Source organism: Methanocaldococcus fervens AG86 (genome assembly GCF_000023985.1).
Taxonomy (GTDB): domain Archaea; phylum AGJL01; class Methanococci; order Methanococcales; family Methanocaldococcaceae; genus Methanocaldococcus; species Methanocaldococcus fervens.
On record NC_013156.1, the window covers coordinates 1 to 19597 of the forward strand.

Here is a 19597-nt window from a genome sequence, read left to right on the forward strand (position 1 = left end):
TTAATTTTATGATTTTTTAGTTTACAACCTATTATGTATTTAGATAAATAAATGACCATGATAACCTATAAATATTATTTATCATTATTAATCATTATAAATGTCTTATAAACTGGTGATGATTATGGAGCAATTTGTTGATATTGTTAGAGATATACTTATTTTTATTGCTTCATTTGGTATTTTAATGGCTTCTTATAGGTTATGGGTTGAGAAAGATAGGAAAAATATGATATATGCAAGAATACACATCTTGGGGGTTATTGACTGCGCATGCTTTTTAATATTTATGGCTTTAGGAGAGATACTCTTAGCTTTTGTTTATCTAATTTTAGCTCCATTCTTGGCTCATGCAATTGCAAATGCAGCATACAACGATAAGTTGTCAGAATAAATAAAAATAAAAGTAATTTTAAAATTCTCTTTGAAACTTTTGTAAAAGTTTCATCAAAACTGATGCATTAAGGAAGGGCTTTCAGCCCTTCATAATGCCTCTTAAATTAATTTTCCCAAAGTTTTCTTAAAATGCTGTTTAGAATTCTCTTTCAGTTGAGAATTCAAATTCCTCTTCTCCAAACAATTTTTTAACCATCCAATCAGCGTCAAACTCAATCAAATCACTATATCTTTGTCCAACTCCTAAATACAGAATTGGTTTTCCAATTGCATATCCAATCGATAAAGCTGCTCCTCCCTTAGCATCTGCATCTACTTTTGTTAATATAATGCCGTCTATATCCACTGCTTTATTAAACTCCTCTGCCTGATACACGGCATCGTTTCCAGTCAAGGCATCTCCAACAAATATAACCAAATCTGGCTTTGTGACCCTAACAACTTTTTTAATTTCTTCCATTAAATTTGTGTTTGTTGCCTGTCTTCCGGCCGTATCAGCTAAAACAACATCAATCCCTCTTGCCTTAGCATGTTGGATAGCATCATAAATAACTGCTGCAGAATCAGCTCCCTGCTTATGCTTTATTACCTTAACTCCAATATTTTTAGCATGCTGTTCTAACTGCTCTATAGCTCCAGCTCTAAAGGTATCTCCAGCAGCTAATACAACACTATATCCCTTTTGCTTTAATTTATAAGCCAGTTTAGCTATAGTTGTGGTTTTTCCAGTTCCGTTAATTCCAACAAATACAATAACAGTTGGTTTTCCTTGAGCTTTGTTCTTTTTAATTATTTCTTCAATATCAATTTTTTCTTGGGATAATATATTTTTTATGGCATTTTTTACAGCATTTATTGTGATTTCCTCCACATCGTCATCTGGAGAAATCTTTTTTCCAACCAACTCATTTTTTATATTCTCAATTAACTTCTCCACAACTTCCAATGCAACGTCCGCCTCTAAAAGTTCAATTTCCAACTCTTCTAAAACATCTTCTATATCTTCCTCTAAAATAACTACTTCCTTTTTAATAACTTTTTTAATAGCCCTTGTCAATCCAAATCTATCAAAGAGGCTTATTTTTTTCTCTTCTTCTTTAACTTCCTCCTCTTTTTCCACTTTTTTCTCTATGACTGTTTCAGTTTTGATTTCTGGTTCTGTTTTTTCTTCTTCTACACTAGCTTTAGATTCTTTTTTAAATAATCCAGTAATTGGGATTTTTGGTTTTTTCTTTTCTTCTTTAATTTCTTCAGCCTCTCCTTTAGTGTAAATTTTCTCAGTTATCTTTGATGCAGTTTGTAAAAGTTTTTCTTTTAATTTTCCAAACATAACAATCCCTCCACAATTAACGTAATAACTCAAATATATGTAAACATACTTCTTATAATTAATGATATGGGGGAGAACATGGACGAGAAAAAATTCATATCAATATTGGCAGTTCTATTAATTTTTACATCTATGATAGTTTATTCAATACATTTTATAATATTTGGAGATGCTGAGCATATATTGAGCTATTTTTTATTGCATTTAGCGTTTGTTCCTATTGAAGTCTTGCTTGTAACTATAGTTATTGAAAGGATATTGGATTATAAGGAAAAAAATGAAAAGTTGAAAAAATTGAATATGGTTGTTGGGTGTTTTTTTAATAATGTTGGAGAGAAACTATTGGAGATAATCTTAGAAGGGGATGTTGGAAATATAAGGGATTATTTAAAAATATCAAACGATTGGGATGATAAAAAATATAAAGAAACAAAAAAATTGTTAAAAAATTTTAATTATAACATAGACATGGAGAAAATTGATTTAAATAAACTCAAAAATTTTTTAGAAAAAAATAAAGAGTTTCTTTTGAGATTAATGGAAAATCCCGTATTATTGGAGCATGAAGAATTCACTGAACTGTTAATGGCAGTGTTCCACTTGACTGATGAGCTACATAGGAGAGAGAATCTAAATAACCTCCCAAAAAGTGATTTAGAGCATTTGAAGAATGACATCATCAGAGCTTATAAGTTATTGGTTATTCAATGGTTGAATTACCTTATTCACTTAAAAAATAACTATCCATATCTTTATTCGGTATATTTAAGAACAAATCCATTTAATAAAAAATCTGCAGTTGTATATGATTAAAATTTTATGCTTTATATGGATTTTTGAGATTTTAATATTTTAGTTTCTATTTAATTTGTTTTTAAATTAATTATAACTGTTAAACCTTCATTAAAATCCTATTTTGTGTAAAATAGAAATATTTTGATGTTTAATTGAATAAAGAGATTTTTACCAGTTATATACTATTTTAAAAGATTATCGCAGTTATTTAAAGTATTTAAAATGAATTCGTTCCGTTATCTTTATATGTTAGTACTAAGAAAGTACCACTTAGCAAAAATTAGGTGTTATCGGTGCTAGTATGGATGACAAAAAACAATTACTGTTTAATGCAGTTTTTGACATTTATAAGCTTTTTATTGGTGCTGGATTAACTTTATTGGTTGCAGTTATCTTGAAGATTGCATTCTCTGAAGGTAGTTTTTCTACTGGGCTAATATTGTCCTTAATTGATATTATAGCAATGTTCTATCTTAGTTTGGTATTTGGGAGCATCTTGTATGATATTTACAAAAGTTTGTAGTTAATCTTTTTGATGAACTAATTTCTTTCCAAACTTCCAATACCATATAGCAAATAATGTTGAAAATATAACCATAAAACCAATGACTACCAAGACCAATATAGAGAAGGCGTCAAGTTGCATAATTGCGACCTCTTTTTTTATTATTTTCTCTTTGTTTTATATTTTCAATTTCATCATTCGTTACCTATAATTTTATACAATCTAAGATATAACTTTATTGTTCATCATATTTACTATCATCATCTCATTAAAAATTTTAATAAATAAAAAATTTAGAACTTAAATTTAAAACCTATTTTTTATACTTGCATCAAGCTCATCTAATGAGTAAACATTCAACTCTCCATTTTTTACAGCTTCTATTGCCTTAACTGCTGCTTTAGCTCCTTGAATTGTGGTTATATATGGAATACCCAAATCTACAGCTGCTCTTCTTATGTAATACCCATCAGACTTTGCCTTTTTCCCTGAAGACGTGTTTATTATCAAGTGTATCTTTCCATCCCTCATTAATTTTAAAATATTGTCATTTGGACTTTCAGATATCTTTTTAACAAGTATCGCTGGAATACCATTCTCCCTCAAAATTTTAACAGTGCCTTCAGTTGCATATATTGTGAATCCAAGCTCATGTAGTTTTTTAGCAACATCTACAATTTGCTTTTTATCCTTATCTCTAACGCTAATAAATACATTTCCAACAATTGGCAATTCCATATTTGCAGATAATTGAGCTTTATAATATGCCCTACCAAAGTCCTTGTCTATTCCAATTGCCTCTCCAGTAGATTTCATTTCAGGTCCTAAAACAGGGTCAACACCAGGCAATTTTTGGAATGGGAATACTGCCTCTTTAATTGATACGTATTTTGGCTTGGAAATCCAAACCTTTTCAGCTACTTCTTCAACATCGTAATCTTTAATCAACTCCTCCAACTTCTTACCAAGCATAACTTTTGTGGCTAATTTAGCCAATGGAATTCCTACTGATTTACTTACATAAGGAACAGTTCTTGAAGCCCTTGGATTTGCCTCTAAGACATAAACAACTCCATCCTTAACTGCATACTGCACATTCAAAAGCCCTACTATATTTAAAGCCCTCGCTAACTTAGCTGTGTAATCAATAACAGTATCAATTATTTCCTTTGGTAATGTTTGAGGAGGAATGACTGTTGCTGAATCTCCACTATGCACTCCAGCCTCTTCAATATGCTCCATTATTGCTCCAATTAAAACGCTCTCTCCATCACAAACAGCATCTACATCTAACTCAATAGCATCCTCCAAAAACTTATCAATTAATACTGGATGCTCTTCTGAAACCTTAACAGCCTCTTCCATATACTCAATTAACTCATCCTCACTATAGACAATCTGCATTGCCCTTCCTCCTAAAACATAGGAAGGTCTAACTAAAACAGGATAGCCAATTCTTTTAGCTATCTCTAAAGCCTCCTCCTTTGTAAATGCAGTTCCTCCCTCTGCCTGAGGAATATTTAACTTCTTCAAAAGTTTTGAAAACTCTTCTCTATCTTCAGCAACATTTATATCTTCTGGAGTAGTCCCTAATATATTAACTCCAGCTTTCTTTAACTTCATAGCCAAGTTTATTGCTGTCTGCCCTCCAAATTGAACGATAACTCCCAAAAGTTCCCCATTCTCCTTCTCTCTTTCAGCAATATTTAACACATCCTCAAATGTTATTGGTTCAAAGTATAGTTTATCTGAAGTATCGTAATCGGTTGAAACAGTTTCAGGGTTGTTATTTATAATTATTGCCTCAATGCCCATTTCTTTTAAAGCTAAAACTGCATGAACGCTTGAATAATCAAACTCTATTCCTTGCCCTATCCTTATAGGCCCAGAACCAATAATTATAACCTTTTTTCTATCAGAAGGATTGCTTTCATCTTGTTCCTTATAAACATAGGTCTCATAAGCTGAATAGTAATAAGGAGTTTTTGCCTCAAACTCTGCGGCACATGTATCTACCATTTTATACAATGGGATGATATTGAGCTTTTCTCTCAGCTTTCTAACTTCCAACTCATCCATTCCCAATAAATTACCTATTTGTTTATCAGAGAATCCTAATTTTTTAGCTTTTAGCAGTATTTCCTTTAATTTTTCCATGTCCATATAATCACCTTATTTTCTAAGACTAAATTTTTAATTTAAATTTCTAATTTCTCCTCTCAATTTTTCCAACTCCTTCTTCATATCGACAATATTTTTAATCTTCTTAATGAAGAATTCATCAATATCTGTTAGTTCTACTATTTTTTCAATGCTCCAACCTTTCTCTAAAGCTTTAGCTATAACAAAAATCCTTTCATCTGTTGGGTTCCTTAAAATTTCTTCTATTTCTTCATCACTATACTCTTTATCTTTTCCATCTCCAATTAAGCCAAATCTTCCTATATCTAAACTTCTAATTGCTTTTTGTAGGGCTTCTTCAAAGCTTCTACCTATTGCCATAACCTCTCCAGTAGATTTCATACTCGTTCCTAATCTCTTATCTACTGTCTTAAATTTATCAAATGGCCATCTTGGGATTTTTACAACAACGTAGTCTAAAGTAGGTTCAAAACTTGCTGGAGTTTCCTTTGTAACATCATTTAATATCTCATCCAACGTCTTACCAATAGCTATTTTAGCCGCTATCCTTGCTATTGGATAACCTGTAGCTTTACTTGCTAAAGCGGAGCTTCTTGAAACTCTTGGGTTAACCTCAATAACTCTATATTCAGTCATCTCCTTATTTACAGCAAATTGTATATTACAACCTCCTTCGATACCCAAATGCCTTATAATCTTTATAGCAGCGTTTCTTAATTTTTGGTAGAACTCATCTGGCAATGTTTGTATTGGAGATACAACAATACTCTCCCCTGTGTGTATTCCCATTGGGTCAATGTTTTCCATACCACAGACAATTATACATGTGTCTTTCCTATCTCTCATAACCTCCAGCTCAAACTCCTTCCAACCTAAAACACTTTCATCAATTAAAACTTGATGAATTATAGAATATTTTAAACCTTTTGAAGCAATATCTATTAACTCCTCTTTGTTGTGGGCTATTCCTCCTCCTGTTCCTCCTAAAGTGAATGCAGGTCTTACAATAACAGGATATCCAATCTCTTCAGCAAATTCAACTGCCTCATCAACAGAATTAACTGCCTTACATTTTGTAACTGGCTCGTTAATCTCAGCCATAGCCTTAGCAAAAAGCTCCCTATCTTCTGCAATTTCAATTGTTTTTATGTTAGAACCTAAAAGCTTAATTCCATATTTATCTAAAACTCCTCTTCTATGCAACTCCAAAGCTAAGTTAAGTCCTGTTTGTCCTCCCATTGTTGGTAAAATAGCGTCTGGTCTCTCTTTTTCAATAATCTTTTCAACTATGTCGGGGTGTAGTGGTTCTAAATAAACCTTATCTGCCATATCTGTATCAGTTTGGATTGTAGCAGGGTTTGAATTTACTAAAATAGTATAAATTCCTTCTTCCTTCAAAGCTTTACACGCCTGAGAACCAGAAAAGTCAAACTCTGCCGCTTGCCCAATAACTATCGGTCCTGAACCAAAAACCATCACTTTTTTAATACTCTCCATTAATATCCACCACAATATTTTATAATATTTGCATATTTAATTGTTATTGCTCAGATTACTTTAATATTGGGAATGAGCTTTTTAAAATTGCATAATTATAATATGTTGCTTACATTTAAGTATCCTTTCCATAATAATCAGTTAAGGTTTTTAAAGTTAATGGTGATAGAATGGAAGAAAAGATTTTACCAATTGCATTAAGAAATGCCATAAAATATAATGGAAAAGCAAATCCAAAAGCAGTTTTAGGGATATTTTTGTCCGAAAATCCAGAATATAGAAGTAAAGTAAAAGAAGTAATGCCAATTATTGAAAAGGTTGTTGAAGAAGTTAATAAACTGCCTTTAGATGAGATTAAGAGAAGGCTGGAGGAGTTGGGAGAAGATATTAAAAAGAAAGAAAAGAAAGAGAGAGATTTAGAGCTACCAAACGTTAAAGATAAGGTAGTTATGAGATTCGCCCCTAATCCTTCTGGTCCTTTGCATATAGGACATGCAAGAGCCGCAGTTTTAAACGACTACTTTGCTAAAAAGTATAACGGAAAGTTGATTTTAAGATTGGAAGATACAGACCCTAAGAGAGTTTTGCCTGAGGCATATGATATGATTAAAGAGGATTTGGAATGGTTAGGGGTTAAAGTTGATGAAACTATTATACAATCAGACAGAATGGAAATTTATTACGAATATGGTAAAAAGCTTATTGAAATGGGCAAAGCTTACGTTTGTGATTGTGATCCAGAGGAATTTAGAGAGTTAAGGAATAAGGGAATCCCATGCAAGTGTAGAGAGAGGGCTGTTGAAGACAACTTAGAGTTATGGGAAAAGATGCTTAATGGAGAGCTTGAAAATGTAGCTGTTAGATTAAAAACAGATATAAAGCATAAAAACCCATCAATTAGAGATTTTCCAATATTTAGAGTTGAAAAAACACCTCACCCAAGAACTGGAGATAAATACTGCGTTTATCCTTTAATGAACTTCTCAGTGCCTGTTGATGATTATCTATTAGGAATGACGCACGTTTTGAGAGGGAAAGACCACATTGTAAATACTGAGAAGCAAGCTTATATTTACAAATACTTTGGTTGGGAGATGCCTACATTTATACATTATGGTATTTTGAAGATAGAGGATATTGTTTTAAGCACTTCATCAATGTATAAGGGAATTAAAGAAGGGCTTTATAGTGGATGGGACGATGTTAGGTTGGGAACTTTGAGGGCTTTGAAAAGGAGAGGAATTAAGCCAGAAGCAATATATGAGATGATGAAGAGAATTGGGATTAAACAGGCAGATGTTAAGTTTTCTTGGGAAAATTTATATGCTATAAACAAGGAGCTTATAGATAAAGATGCAAGAAGATTCTTCTTTGTTTGGAATCCTAAGAAGCTTGTTATTGAAGGAGCTGATAAAAGAGTTTTAAAACTTAGAATGCATCCAGATAGACCTGAATTTGGTGAGAGAGGGTTGATATTTGATGGAGAAATTTATGTTGTTGGAGATGAGTTAAAAGAGGGTAAGATGTATAGGCTTATGGAATTATTTAACATAGTTGTTGAAAAAGTAAATGATGTTGCATTTGCCAAATATCATTCAGATGATTTTAAAATAGCAAGAAAAAATAAAGCTAAGATTATACACTGGATTCCTATAAAGGATAGCGTTAAAGTCAAGGTTTTAATGCCTGATGGTGATGTAAAAGAGGGTTATGCTGAAAAGGATTTTGCCAATGTAAATGTTGATGATATTGTCCAATTTGAGAGGTTTGGATTCGTTAGAGTGGATAAAAAAGAAAATGATGAATTCTTATGTTGCTATGCCCATAGATAATTTATTGTTTAGATTTTAATTTCCTCATTTCTTTAATTTTTTTAGCCAATAATTCGTTATTTTCTTCATTATCAGGTTTTTCAATTCTTTTTATCTTATCCTCCTCTTCCCATTTTTTTCCAGTATATCTCTTAGCTATAACATAAACCTCAGCACTCTCCTTTCTCGATGCCTGAGGCTTTGTAATGTAAACCTTCTCAAAGTATTTTTTAACTAACTTTACGTAATCATCTATCATATTTCCATAGAACACCTTAGCTACGAAGTTTCCTCTCTCTTTTAGCATCTCAGTAGCTATTTGTAAGGCAGTTGTTACCAAATCAATTGAACGAGCGTGGTCTACATCCCAATAACCGCTTATATTTGGAGATGCATCGCTTATAACTACATCCACCTTTTTTTCTTCGTTTGGAATTAGCTCTCTAATTTTATTTAAGTTCTCCTCTAAAGTAAAGTCCCCTTTTATAGCTCTTACATTATCATACTCAAAAGGTTTAACTGGCTGTAAATCAATGCCAATGACAAAACCCTTATCTCCAACTATCTCCCTCGCTACCTGCATCCACCCTCCTGGAGCACAACCCAAATCCAAAACTATTCTTCCCGGCTTAATAACGTTAAATTTTTCATTCAACTGCATGAGCTTAAATGAAGCCCTCGAACGGTATTTGAGTTTTTTAGCTAATTTGTAATAAAAATCTCTCTTTCTCTGTAAAACCCATCTTTTGTCTTTTCTTCCCATAGTTTCACCATAAATTTTAAATAAGCGTAATTTTTAAATGGCAATAAAATAATCATTAGAAAAAGCTGATTATTATGTCTTTAAGTAGAGACAGTATTTATATACTATTGTCAAATTTATACTCAAAAGGAATGGCATATCTATTTTACTTTATAACTGCATTTTTGTTAGGAACAGAGGCATTTGGAATTTTAAAAGGTTTAATGCCAATAGCTGATACTGTAACAATATTTTTTTCTTCTGGAATTCCCCCAGCTATAGCAAAATTTTTAGCTGAAGAGAAAAATGAAAATGTTGAAAAATATGTCCCAATATTGCATTTAATGATTTTACTTTCAATCTTTGGATTTATCTTAACCCCTTATATAAAATACATCTTAGGAGGGCATTATCTAACCTTAAATACTTCTTTGTATTTGGCGATTGGACTTTGTATTCTAGCTTCAACCTTAATTGCATTTTCAAGAGGAATTTTGCAGGGATTATTGAGGATTAAACACCTCTCATCTACGTGGATTGTTGAATATACTGTAAAAATTATTTTAGTTTTTATCTTAACCTTATACTTTGGAATTTTTGGCTCACTGCTTTCAATATCTTTATCTTATTTAATTGCAGGCATTTTTGGGGTTTACTTGATACATAAAGCTATAAATGGAAGATTTAATGTTAAAAAATTGATTGACATTAAAATAAAAAACATATTCTCAGATTTTAATTTAAAGGTTTTAAAATACTCTATACCAATAGCTTTAACCTCCTCCTCCTATAGATTGTTTGGAGATGTTGATAACGTTATAATAATGTCCATTATGGGGGGATTTTGGAGCGGGATTTATGGCTACTCATCTTTAATATCAAGGGGAATATTTATGTTTGCTTCGGCTGTTAGCATCCCTTTACTTCCAAGAATATCAAAAACAAAAGATTTAAATCTATTAAAAGATGGGATTATACAAAACACCATATTTTCATCAATTTTTGTTTTAGGTTGCATATTCTTTCCAGAAATTCCTTTAATAGCGTTTTTCAAAATAGCCCATCCAGAAGGAATTTTATGCCTAAGGATTTTGGCAATCTCCTCCCTGTTTATGAGCTACTATACCTTAATATCCTCTGCACTTCAAGGTTTGGGATATGCAAAAATCTCCTTCTACATAATCTTATTTGGATTAATATTAAACGTTTTTTTAAATTTAATATTGGTAAATGCCTATGGAATAGTTGGGGGAAGCTTAGCCACGCTAATAACATCAATAATTGTATTTTTAATTGGAGTTTTAGCTATTTTAAGGGTAAAAAAAGCTTACTTAATTAAATGATATTTATATTTCCCATTTAAAAGCTCAACTTTTAACCCTAACCTCGCTGGAATAACTTCTATACCTGTGTTTTGAGATATGTACTCTGCCTCTATCTGTGGATTTGTCATTTTAATTCCCATGTGGTTCATTATCAACAATTCCGGCTTTTTACTCATTGAATTTATTAAATCAATGGCATCATTGGAGCAGAGATGCCCCCTTATCCTTTCATTTTTCTTTCTAACGATATTTGCTATCAAAATCCTAACCCCATCAAAATCCTTTATTAATTCTGGAATAAGTTCAGTGTCTGATGTGTAGCCAATATCTCCATAGATTGTTGATAATCTAAACCCTATGCCAAAAGGATCTCCATGTTTTGTGTGTGTTGCCTTTATTGTTGTATCATACAGCTCCATTTCATCTCCAGGATATAGAACGTTAACTTTTTCAAGCTTTGATTGGTGATATTTTGATATAACATATTCATACTCTCCAAAACCTTCGACAACTGAAAGATTTCCTAAAAAAATTCCTCTTTTTTTAGTCATTCCCTGAGTCATTGCCTCAACAATAACTTCTCCATCTGTATAGTGGTCTGGATGACAGTGGGATATGAATAAAGCGTTAGTTCTCCAAGGTGATATTTTTAGCTCGTTTAATCTCACTATCGCCCCCGGTCCAGGGTCTACGTGCATTCTAAGTTCGTTGGTGTGTATTCTAAATCCCCCTGTTGCCTTTTTTTGAGTTATTGTAGCCCATCTTCCACCACCGCATCCTAAAAAGACAATTTCCACTCTCAAAATACCACATCTCCTTTCCGTGTTTTAAAATTAGTAATTTATTATAATTTGGCTAATATTAATCTTTTACTTCTTTACATGTTGCAGTGTATGTTCCATTTACAGATATTTTTATATATGGATATGTTATAACCATTGCTGCAAATTCCTTTGGCGGAATAACTTTATAATAAACAACTATTTTATTACCAATGTTTGTTATATTGATTATTTTTATTTTATAACCTGCAGTAGGCATTTCCCCCAAATTTATAACCACAATAGTTTTATTATCTTTGTAATAATAATAACATCCCTTATTTTTCTCTCCAAAGGAACCATAGGCAATTATTTCATAATCTAATGTTTTTAGAGAAATATTTTTAGTAAAAAACTCTGATTTTTGGATATGTCGGATATGTTTGCTGTATTAGCTTTATCGTCAGTTTTATTTATTATATTGTAAGTTTTTTCAGAGAAATTTTTATCAGAAGAGATGCAACCGCATAAAATTATGGAGAAAAGGATAAATAAAAATATTTTGTTTACTTTCATTGTCCAAACCTCCTATGTCTTCTCTGATACTCCCTAATAGCCCTTAAAAAATCCACTCTCCTAAATAACGGCCAATATATATCACAAAAATACAATTCAGAATAAGAACTCTGCCAAATTAAAAAATTGCTAATCCTCTCCTCTCCAGAAGTTCTAATGATTAAATCAGGATTTGGAAATGGCAAATCAGCAGTATATAAGTGCTTATCAATTAATTCCTTATCAATGTCTTCTGGCTTTACCTCCCCTTTCTTAACCTTTTCAGCTATCTTCTTCACTGCATCTATTATCTCCTGCTGACCTCCATAAGCAATAGCCACATTGATAAAAAATTCACTGTAGTTTTTTGTTTTATCTTCAGCATATTTTATTGCCTTTTGAACGTTTTTTGGCAGTAAGTTTATTCTTCCAATAGCTCTAACTCTAACTTTATATTTGTGGACTTCTTCATCATCTGCAATCTCATAAAACTTTTTTTCAAAAAGTTCCATTAATTTTTCCACTTCTTCTTTTGGCCGTTTAAAATTTTCAGTTGAAAATGCATATAATGTAACAACTTTAATCCCTAAATCTCTCGCCCATCTTAAAACGTCCTTAACCTTTTCAGCTCCTAAGTAATGCCCATAATACCTATCTTTCTCGTAAATTTCAGCAGCTCTTCTGTTTCCGTCCATAATAATAGCTACATGCTTTGGTAGGTTATTTTTATCAATGGACTCTTCCAAAATCTTCTCGTAAATTTTTAAAATTCCTGAATTATCTAAAAATCTATAAAAATCAATTGTCAATCTTTTTCCAATATTCTTTAATTTATTTTTTACATTATTCAAACTCTCCACCTGCTAAGAATTTAACTGCATTGTAATATCTTTCCCAATTGGCGTTTCTACTCGTGTCAATAAAGTTAATATTCTTATCTGACAAAATAACAGCTCCATAACCTGGAATTTTACAAACTAAACCCAAACATCTAAAAATTATATTTCCAGTAACTCCATCTATTGCTACAATTATATTATATCCCTCTTTTAAGTATTCTTCTATCAATATACCCTCATGAATAATATCAATCTTTCCTCTAAAATGCTTTACAATTTCTTCAGCTTCGTATATGGTTTCATCAACCTCTTTATTCCTCCCTAAATCTCCCAATCTCCCCCCAGATAAAACTGCAACTCTCGGCTCAAGATTGTGATTTTTTAAAAAGTTGGAAGCAAACTCAATAATCTTTATTTTATCGTTTATTCTCTCATTTTTATCCTCTGATATATCATCAATTCCTACGGGGGATAGTAGAAAAATACCTTTTGTAAAAGGGTTCTTTAAAATTGAAGCTCTATAAAATTTTCCTACATTTTCTCTCAAATAGGGAATCACTTTTGAAGATGGTAAAGAACCCCTAACAGCTCCCCCTATCTCTCCATCTATCAACTTATCTATTAAAAGTTTTGGATTTTCAATTAATTCAACTTCTATTCCTTCTTCTTTCAATTTTTCATATGCCTTTAAAACTTCCTCCTTATTTTCTCCTAAACCTATTGCATACATAACCATCACTCAAATTCAACCTCTATGCCCAAAATATTTCTTTTTCCTTTTAAGATGTCTTCAGCTATTAAAGCTCCGCCAATAGCCCCGCTCTCTCCATATAAGGCAAATACCTTTGCTTCAACAAACTCTTTAATCCTTTTTGGAATATCTATTGGATTTCTTAAAGTTCCTATTGAGCCTGCTAAAACTACTCTTCTTTTGCTTTTATCCAATAAAGGTAATAAACTGTTAATCTCCATAGATACACTTAAAATTAAGCTATCAACTGCCAACCTACAATTTTCATCATTAAAGTAGTTTTTAATTATCGCTTCCTTAGTGTTTTCAACTCCTTTATAAAGTTTAGCTATTTTAACAGCTCCAGCTTTAGAAAATGCTTCATTTGCTGTAATCTTCCCACTGTTTATATCTCTAATCATCTCCAAATCTATTGGGCCGTGTAATATTCCAATAGCTCCTATACATGCGTCAAAACCACCAAAGATTCTTCCATCCTTTATTAATAGAGTTACGGTATTTGAAGATATGTCTGACAAAACAAAATCTTTAAATCCAAATAATTTATGTGCGTAATAAGCTATAGAAATCTTTTCTGGAGATGCTATATGTGAGTATAGGGCTCTAAATCGTTTGTCTAAGCATTCAACTTCCCTATGCAATCCTGGAATAACAACAGCTGGTAATCCAGATGCTTTAATCTCATCATACACCTTCGTTCCTCCACCAACCTTCTCTCCAGCTCCTTCTATGCTTAAAACTCCCCTATTTTTAACCTTCTCTATAGGGAGAATTTTATTTATACCATCGCCCATTGAATAAGTTAGAGCTATTAAGTCAATATCTTCCAATGGAATATGTTTTTTTAACTCTTCTAAGTAAGATTTTTCTTTTAATTCAGTTCTTTTCAATTTAAATATTGTTTTTTTATTGTTATCTTTTATGCATGTTGTTATCCCAGAGGTTCCATGATCTATTCCAACGGTTATCATTAATCTCCCTCCTGTTCATCAATAACAATTAACATAAGTTTTATAAATTAGATGATTTTAATTGCATTAAGGGGATAGTATGGAGAAGTTTGATATGGCAATGTTTGTATTTTTAATAGCTTTGTTTTTGTTTATATTTTTGCCAATCATCTATATGCTTTCAACTCCTGGAGATTTAAGCTTATTGTTAGATAGAGAGGTTGTAGATGCATTTAAAACTACTTTATCAGCTGGAGTTGTTGCTACCTTAATAGCTTTAATTTTCGGAATTCCTACAGGATATATTTTAGCAAGGCATGATTTTAAATTTAAAAGCTTTATTGAGGCTATTTTGGATTTACCCATGGCTATTCCACACAGCGTTATTGGTATAATAATACTCTCCTTCATTTATGGCATCGATGTTATAAAATTTATTGGTAAATATGTAGTTGATAACTTTTGGGGCATTGTTGTTGTATATCTGTTTGTTGGCATTCCTTTTATGGTTAATAGTATAAGAGACGGATTTTTAAGTGTTGATGAAGAGATTGAATATGTTTCAAGGACTTTGGGGGCTTCAAAAATAAGGACATTTTTTGAAATTTCCCTACCATTAATAAAAAATAATATCATTTCAGGGATTATTTTAAGTTTTGCAAGGGGAATAAGTGAAGTTGGGGCTATATTGATAATTGCCTATTATCCTAAAACAGTTCCTGTGTTAATATATGAAAGATTTACAAGTTTTGGTTTAAATGCCTCAAAACCAATATCAGTAGGGATGATTCTAATTAGCTTAATGTTGTTTGCAGTATTAAGAATGTTTGGAAATATAAAAAGGGGAAAAGATGCTTAAAGTAAATAATCTATCAAAAATTTGGAAGGATTTTAAATTAAAGAATGTTTCTTTTGAAATAGATAAAGAGTATTGCGTAATTTTAGGGCCGAGTGGAGCTGGAAAATCTGTCTTAATAAAGTGCATAGCTGGAATATTAAAGCCCGATTCTGGAAAAATTATTTTAAATGGAGAGGATATAACAAACTTACCTCCAGAAAAAAGGAATATTGGTTATGTTCCACAAAACTATGCTCTATTTCCAAACAAAAATGTTTATAAAAATATTGCATACGGATTAATAATAAAAAAAGCCAATAGATTGGAGATTGAAAGAAAGGTTAAGGAAATAGCTGAGTTTTTAGATATAACCCATCTATTGAATAGGGAAGTTAAAAGCTTAAGTGGAGGAGAACAGCAGAGGGTAGCTTTAGCGAGGGCTTTAATCTTAGATCCTTCAATTTTGTTGTTGGATGAGCCAACGTCAGCTGTAGATATTAAAATTAAAGAAAGCATAATCTCTGAGTTAAAGAAGATAAAACACATTCCAGTTTTGCATGTAACTCATGATTTGGCTGAAGCAAGAACATTAGGGGAGAAAATTGGCATATTTATAAATGGGGAGCTTATAGCCTTTGGAGATAAAGATGTATTAAAAAAACCCAAGAATAAAAAAGCAGCAGAGTTTTTAGGATTTAACATTGTAAATGGGAAGGCAATAGCTCCGGAAGATGTAATTATTGAAAAGGGAGATGAAGGAGAGGTTGTAAATATCATAGACTATGGAAAATACAAAAAAGTGTTTGTTAAATATAACGGCTGTATTGTTAAGGCATTTACAGAGAAAGAGCTGAATATTGGAGATTTTGTTGGAATAAAATTCAAAAAAGAGGTAAATTTAAGCAATTAATTCTACGCCCTTCCCAACCTCTGTCCTTATTGTATTTCCATAGTAATCTCTTAAAATTTCTTCAACTTCATCAATAAACTCTTCTTTTGGAAATGCAATAATTGAAGGGCCTGAACCACTTATTGTAATTCCATAAACCTTATTTTTAACTTCTTCCTTAACTTTAAAATAGTTTGGGATTAATTTTCCTCTAACCGGCTCTATAATATTGTCAGTCATCATGTATCTTCCAAATAAGGATTTATCTTTGTTATATAATGCATAAACCATTCCACAAGCCTTTCCTACATTATTTATCAAATCCTTTAAATCAACTTTTTTTGGCAGTATCTCCCTGGCTTCTTTTGTGTTTATTGATATGTTGGGGGTTGCTATTAAAATATCTATCTTAAAGTTTATTGGTATATGTAAAACCTCTAATGGATTATAGTTTGTTACCATTGTGAAATCTCCAAATATTGCTGGAGCTACGTTATCTGCATGCTTTGCTCCAGAGGATGCAAGTTCTCCGTAGGAAGCGTAATCTACAAGCTTTAATTTATCTAAATTTAATTTAAACAATTCATTTATTGCAAAGGCTGTTCCTGCTGATGATGCTGCAGAGCTACCCAACCCACTACCTGCTTTAACACCTTTTTTTATCTTAATTTTAACCCCTTTATCAATATTAAAGTCATCTAACATCTTCTTTGCTACAATTCCTGCAACGTTTTTATCCGGGTCTGTGGGGATGTTTTTATCATCTACTTCAATAACAATTTCTTTATCATCCAATGCTTCAACTTCAACTACATCGTAAGGCTCTTTTAAACACAACCCAAATACATCAAACCCTACACCTAAATTTGCAGATGTACAAGGAGCTTTTACCTTAACTTTCATAATTTCACCTAATTTCCTTCTAAAAACATCTTTCTTATAGTATCAGCGGCATCCTTTTTAACTAAAACTAAAACTCTATCTCCAGCTTTTAGTTCAGTGTCTCCACTCGGAATCTTTATTTCATCTCCTTCATAAATGGCGATTATTAAATAATCTTTCGGCCTACCAAGCTCTTTAATCTTTTTATTGACTATCTTAGATTTTTCTGGGATTATAAATTCTAATATCTCAGCTTCCCCTCTACCAACAATGGTTAAATCTAATATTCCCGGCCTTTCTATCAATTTTTCTATGTAGTTTGCAGCTATTAACTCTGGGGAGATAACAACATCAATCCCTAACCTTTCAAAAACATCTTTATACTCTATTTCAGAAATTCTCGCAATAGTTTTATTAATTCCATAACTCTTTGCCAACAATGAGCTCATTAAATTAACTTCTTCCTTTCCAGTAACTGCAATATACATATCTGCATCTTCTATTCCTGCATCTTCTAAAGTTTTCGTTTTTGTGCAATCTCCATTTATAACCAACGCATCAATCTCTGCAGAGGCTTTTTTACAGACATTTTTATCTATATCTATTAAAACAATATCATGCCCCTTTTCAGACAGAGATTTGGCTAAAGTGTATCCAATCCTGCCAATCCCAGCTATTATGATATACATCTCTAACACCAGAAAATTTGTAACTTTTTAATTTTATAAGCTATTATAATCATAGTAGAATTTTCTCATAATATTCCTCATAACCAAAGTGCCAATGTTTAATTTTTTCTTTTAACTCATTTTCAAGCATCAATATTTTATCAAATTCTTCTTTATTTAAATATCCAATATATCCTTTTCTTATTGCCTCTTTACATTTTAAACTACAAGGGATAAAACCAGACGGTAGAACTATGGCATAAACTCCCCTGCTTTTTAACTCTTCTTTCATATCTTCAACTTCTTTTAAATGTTTCCTATCTATTGCTATTCTAACATCTTCAACAAAAGATTTTATGCAACATTCAGGGTACTCTAAAAGTTTTCCGATCTCAAAATCATCCAATCTTCTATAAATTCCAAGTTCTGTAGATACAACAGGGTCTATGGCTGGTCTAACTTTTGGTTTATACTTCTCAACGATTTCAATTTGAAACTTCAACCTCTCAACTATCTGATGGTATTGAAATTCATCTAAACTTTTTATATGCTCTTTTAGAGTTTCAAATCCCTCTAACTCTCCAGACCTTAACTTTTCAATCTTATATAACAATTTTTTTAACATGTTTTCACTCAAAGAAATTTATCCAATTTAATTTTTGCCAATTTTTTACCAAATTCTTTAATTTTTCTAAGGTCATTTTCACCAGGAGCAAATCTACGTGTTAGTATCTTACCACTAATAACTTTAAACCCCAACTTTTCAAAAAACTCATTTATTTTTTTAGTGGCATATTCTTCCCATCCATAAGAGCCAAATGCTACACCAATCTTTTTATTATATGGTTTCAATCCCTCTATATATGTCAATAACATTCCAACTTTTGGATGGACATTTGTATTTATTGTTGGAGAACCGATTATTACATACTTTGCATCTAAAATATCTCTAACTACAATATTTAAGGTGGATGCATCTAGTCTGTGGTATGTTACATTAACTCCTCCTTCAGCTAATCCTTCCCCTAATGCTCTGGCAATTTTTTCTGTAGAGTAATAAATGGTTGCATAAGCAATAACTGCAGTATTTTTATAAACTCCAGAGCTCCAATTACGGTATTTTAGTAGAATTTCATCAATCATTTTATGCCAAATAATCCCGTGTGAAGGGCATATATATTCTAAATTTAGGTCTTTTAAAATCTTTAGCATTTTTAAAATATTGTCTTTATTTGGTAGTAAGATGTTTGCAAAAAATTCTTTAGCTTCAAGCATAATTTTATGCCCCACTTCTAAATCTACTTTTTCTTTATATACTGTATGTTGCCCAAATAATTCATTAGAAAACAGAATTTTGTTTTCTACACAGTATGTTAGTAAATACCTAAATTTGTCATCAGTTATGAATCTTAATGTTTTGTTTCCAATGGTTATTTCATCCCCATTATTTATAATGATGAATTCCCAATCTTTCGTATCAAATTGGGTATCTAAACAATATTTTCCGATTTTTGTGGTAACAACTTTTGCGCCAGTAATTTCAACGAGCTTTTCCAGGCACTCATTGTGGTCTAAACCAGAAGGGTTTGGAATAATATAATCTATTTTTAAGTCAGCTATATCTTTTAAGTATAGTTTTAGTTCATCAAGATGTTTTATTCTTGGAGGGTCTATTAAGACATTCTCTTTGTCTAAGATGAGGTATGAGTTGTATGTGGTTCCTTTGTTAATATCTAAACTCATGTATTCCTTAACTTCCCATTCTATGAAACTCATGCAGTAAATGTCATCTTTTATTTTTAATACCATGGACTCCCCCAAAAACATTAATTATGGAATTAATTAATATTTTGTAGAACAATTATATATAGGTAAAACTTTAATTAATCTAGTATCTTATAATCCTATTAACAGCATAAGC

General features: G+C 31.6%; 18 protein-coding genes and 1 pseudogene. 7 read left to right on the forward strand and 12 right to left on the reverse strand.

Going from position 1 to position 19597, the window contains the following annotated elements; translation table 11 throughout:
* Positions 1 to 118: 118 nt before the first annotated feature.
* Positions 119 to 394, forward strand: coding sequence for a cation:proton antiporter (locus tag MEFER_RS00005; protein WP_012794865.1), 276 nt, complete (start codon positions 119 to 121; stop codon positions 392 to 394).
* Positions 395 to 532: 138 nt separating this feature from the next.
* Here the strand turns inward: MEFER_RS00005 and ftsY are convergent, their stop codons facing one another.
* On the reverse strand, positions 533 to 1726 hold the full coding sequence (ftsY, locus tag MEFER_RS00010) for a signal recognition particle-docking protein FtsY (RefSeq protein WP_012794866.1): 1194 nt from the start codon (positions 1724 to 1726) through the stop codon (positions 533 to 535).
* Between the two features lie 78 nt (positions 1727 to 1804).
* Here ftsY and MEFER_RS00015 point away from each other — a divergent pair, with 78 nt between their 5' ends.
* Positions 1805 to 2539: a hypothetical protein gene (locus MEFER_RS00015; protein WP_012794867.1), complete on the forward strand. Its 735-nt coding sequence runs from the start codon at positions 1805 to 1807 to the stop codon at positions 2537 to 2539.
* Between the two features lie 283 nt (positions 2540 to 2822).
* Positions 2823 to 3044: a hypothetical protein gene (locus MEFER_RS00020; protein ID WP_012794868.1), complete on the forward strand. Its 222-nt coding sequence runs from the start codon at positions 2823 to 2825 to the stop codon at positions 3042 to 3044.
* A 288-nt stretch (positions 3045 to 3332) separates the two neighbouring features.
* On the opposite strand, the pseudogene carB reads toward MEFER_RS00020, so the two are convergent.
* Positions 3333 to 6665 (reverse strand): annotated as a pseudogene (carB, locus tag MEFER_RS08240) (carbamoyl-phosphate synthase large subunit).
* Positions 6666 to 6835: 170 nt separating this feature from the next.
* Here carB and gltX point away from each other — a divergent pair.
* Entirely contained in the window at positions 6836 to 8497 is a 1662-nt protein-coding gene (gene gltX, locus MEFER_RS00035; RefSeq protein WP_012794871.1) for a glutamate--tRNA ligase, read from the forward strand.
* Position 8498: 1 nt separating this feature from the next.
* Here the strand turns inward: gltX and rrmJ are convergent, their stop codons facing one another.
* On the reverse strand, positions 8499 to 9239 hold the full coding sequence (gene rrmJ / locus MEFER_RS00040) for a 23S rRNA (uridine(2552)-2'-O)-methyltransferase (protein WP_012794872.1): 741 nt from the start codon (positions 9237 to 9239) through the stop codon (positions 8499 to 8501).
* Positions 9240 to 9313: 74 nt separating this feature from the next.
* On the opposite strand from rrmJ, the gene MEFER_RS00045 reads away from it, so the two are divergent.
* Positions 9314 to 10561, forward strand: coding sequence for a flippase (locus tag MEFER_RS00045; protein ID WP_012794873.1), 1248 nt, complete (start codon positions 9314 to 9316; stop codon positions 10559 to 10561).
* Here MEFER_RS00045 and MEFER_RS00050 read toward each other — a convergent pair.
* The 5 genes from MEFER_RS00050 to MEFER_RS00070 all read right to left on the reverse strand — a co-directional run bounded on the left by MEFER_RS00050 (position 10546) and on the right by MEFER_RS00070 (position 14420).
* Positions 10546 to 11346, reverse strand: coding sequence for an MBL fold metallo-hydrolase (locus MEFER_RS00050; protein WP_012794874.1), 801 nt, complete (start codon positions 11344 to 11346; stop codon positions 10546 to 10548). The genes MEFER_RS00045 and MEFER_RS00050 overlap by 16 nt on opposite strands.
* A 58-nt stretch (positions 11347 to 11404) precedes the next feature.
* Positions 11405 to 11584, reverse strand: coding sequence for a protease complex subunit PrcB family protein (locus MEFER_RS08455; protein WP_012794875.1), 180 nt, complete (start codon positions 11582 to 11584; stop codon positions 11405 to 11407).
* A gap of 292 nt (positions 11585 to 11876) precedes the next feature.
* Positions 11877 to 12710, reverse strand: coding sequence for a polyprenyl diphosphate synthase (gene uppS, locus MEFER_RS00060; RefSeq protein ID WP_012794877.1), 834 nt, complete (start codon positions 12708 to 12710; stop codon positions 11877 to 11879).
* Positions 12703 to 13428: a methanogenesis marker protein Mmp4/MtxX gene (mtxX, locus tag MEFER_RS00065; protein ID WP_012794878.1), complete on the reverse strand. Its 726-nt coding sequence runs from the start codon at positions 13426 to 13428 to the stop codon at positions 12703 to 12705. Before mtxX ends, uppS begins: the two co-directional genes overlap by 8 nt.
* A gap of 5 nt (positions 13429 to 13433) precedes the next feature.
* On the reverse strand, positions 13434 to 14420 hold the full coding sequence (locus MEFER_RS00070; protein WP_012794879.1) for a methanogenesis marker 12 protein: 987 nt from the start codon (positions 14418 to 14420) through the stop codon (positions 13434 to 13436).
* A gap of 79 nt (positions 14421 to 14499) precedes the next feature.
* On the opposite strand from MEFER_RS00070, the gene wtpB reads away from it, so the two are divergent.
* Both wtpB and MEFER_RS00080 read left to right on the forward strand, forming a co-directional pair.
* On the forward strand, positions 14500 to 15258 hold the full coding sequence (gene wtpB / locus MEFER_RS00075; RefSeq protein WP_211204166.1) for a tungstate ABC transporter permease WtpB: 759 nt from the start codon (positions 14500 to 14502) through the stop codon (positions 15256 to 15258).
* Positions 15251 to 16147 (forward strand): ATP-binding cassette domain-containing protein, encoded by an 897-nt coding sequence (locus MEFER_RS00080; protein WP_012794881.1) that lies wholly within the window; start codon positions 15251 to 15253, stop codon positions 16145 to 16147. Before wtpB ends, MEFER_RS00080 begins: the two co-directional genes overlap by 8 nt.
* On the opposite strand, the gene MEFER_RS00085 is transcribed toward MEFER_RS00080, so the two are convergent.
* From MEFER_RS00085 to MEFER_RS00100, 4 genes are read right to left on the reverse strand one after another with little or no spacing between them, the layout of a single operon-like run.
* Entirely contained in the window at positions 16136 to 17029 is an 894-nt protein-coding gene (locus MEFER_RS00085; protein WP_012794882.1) for a homoserine kinase, read from the reverse strand. The two genes, MEFER_RS00080 and MEFER_RS00085, sit on opposite strands and share 12 nt — an antisense overlap.
* Positions 17030 to 17037: 8 nt before the next feature.
* Positions 17038 to 17697: a potassium channel family protein gene (locus tag MEFER_RS00090; protein WP_012794883.1), complete on the reverse strand. Its 660-nt coding sequence runs from the start codon at positions 17695 to 17697 to the stop codon at positions 17038 to 17040.
* Between the two features lie 49 nt (positions 17698 to 17746).
* On the reverse strand, positions 17747 to 18301 hold the full coding sequence (locus MEFER_RS00095; protein ID WP_012794884.1) for a DUF483 domain-containing protein: 555 nt from the start codon (positions 18299 to 18301) through the stop codon (positions 17747 to 17749).
* 8 nt (positions 18302 to 18309) lie between these two features.
* Positions 18310 to 19485, reverse strand: a complete 1176-nt coding sequence (locus MEFER_RS00100) for an FprA family A-type flavoprotein (RefSeq protein ID WP_012794885.1) — start codon at positions 19483 to 19485, stop codon at positions 18310 to 18312.
* Positions 19486 to 19597: the final 112 nt, after the last annotated feature.

What these genes read in the sequence shown, in the direction of transcription:
- MEFER_RS00015 (WP_012794867.1), top strand. Translation starts at nt 1,805, where the DNA reads ATGGACGAGAAAAAATTCATATCAATATTGGCAGTTCTATTAATTTTT.
- MEFER_RS00085 (WP_012794882.1), bottom strand. Translation starts at nt 17,029, where the DNA reads ATGAAAGTTAAGGTAAAAGCTCCTTGTACATCTGCAAATTTAGGTGTA.
- MEFER_RS00095 (WP_012794884.1), bottom strand. Translation starts at nt 18,301, where the DNA reads ATGTTAAAAAAATTGTTATATAAGATTGAAAAGTTAAGGTCTGGAGAG.
- mtxX (WP_012794878.1), bottom strand. Translation starts at nt 13,428, where the DNA reads ATGTATGCAATAGGTTTAGGAGAAAATAAGGAGGAAGTTTTAAAGGCA.
- MEFER_RS00045 (WP_012794873.1), top strand. Translation starts at nt 9,314, where the DNA reads ATGTCTTTAAGTAGAGACAGTATTTATATACTATTGTCAAATTTATAC.
- wtpB (WP_211204166.1), top strand. Translation starts at nt 14,500, where the DNA reads ATGGAGAAGTTTGATATGGCAATGTTTGTATTTTTAATAGCTTTGTTT.
- MEFER_RS00005 (WP_012794865.1), top strand. Translation starts at nt 119, where the DNA reads ATGATTATGGAGCAATTTGTTGATATTGTTAGAGATATACTTATTTTT.
- gltX (WP_012794871.1), top strand. Translation starts at nt 6,836, where the DNA reads ATGGAAGAAAAGATTTTACCAATTGCATTAAGAAATGCCATAAAATAT.
- MEFER_RS08455 (WP_012794875.1), bottom strand. Translation starts at nt 11,584, where the DNA reads ATGCCTACTGCAGGTTATAAAATAAAAATAATCAATATAACAAACATT.
- MEFER_RS00100 (WP_012794885.1), bottom strand. Translation starts at nt 19,485, where the DNA reads ATGGTATTAAAAATAAAAGATGACATTTACTGCATGAGTTTCATAGAA.
- rrmJ (WP_012794872.1), bottom strand. Translation starts at nt 9,239, where the DNA reads ATGGGAAGAAAAGACAAAAGATGGGTTTTACAGAGAAAGAGAGATTTT.
- MEFER_RS00020 (WP_012794868.1), top strand. Translation starts at nt 2,823, where the DNA reads ATGGATGACAAAAAACAATTACTGTTTAATGCAGTTTTTGACATTTAT.
- MEFER_RS00070 (WP_012794879.1), bottom strand. Translation starts at nt 14,420, where the DNA reads ATGATAACCGTTGGAATAGATCATGGAACCTCTGGGATAACAACATGC.
- ftsY (WP_012794866.1), bottom strand. Translation starts at nt 1,726, where the DNA reads ATGTTTGGAAAATTAAAAGAAAAACTTTTACAAACTGCATCAAAGATA.
- MEFER_RS00080 (WP_012794881.1), top strand. Translation starts at nt 15,251, where the DNA reads ATGCTTAAAGTAAATAATCTATCAAAAATTTGGAAGGATTTTAAATTA.
- MEFER_RS00090 (WP_012794883.1), bottom strand. Translation starts at nt 17,697, where the DNA reads ATGTATATCATAATAGCTGGGATTGGCAGGATTGGATACACTTTAGCC.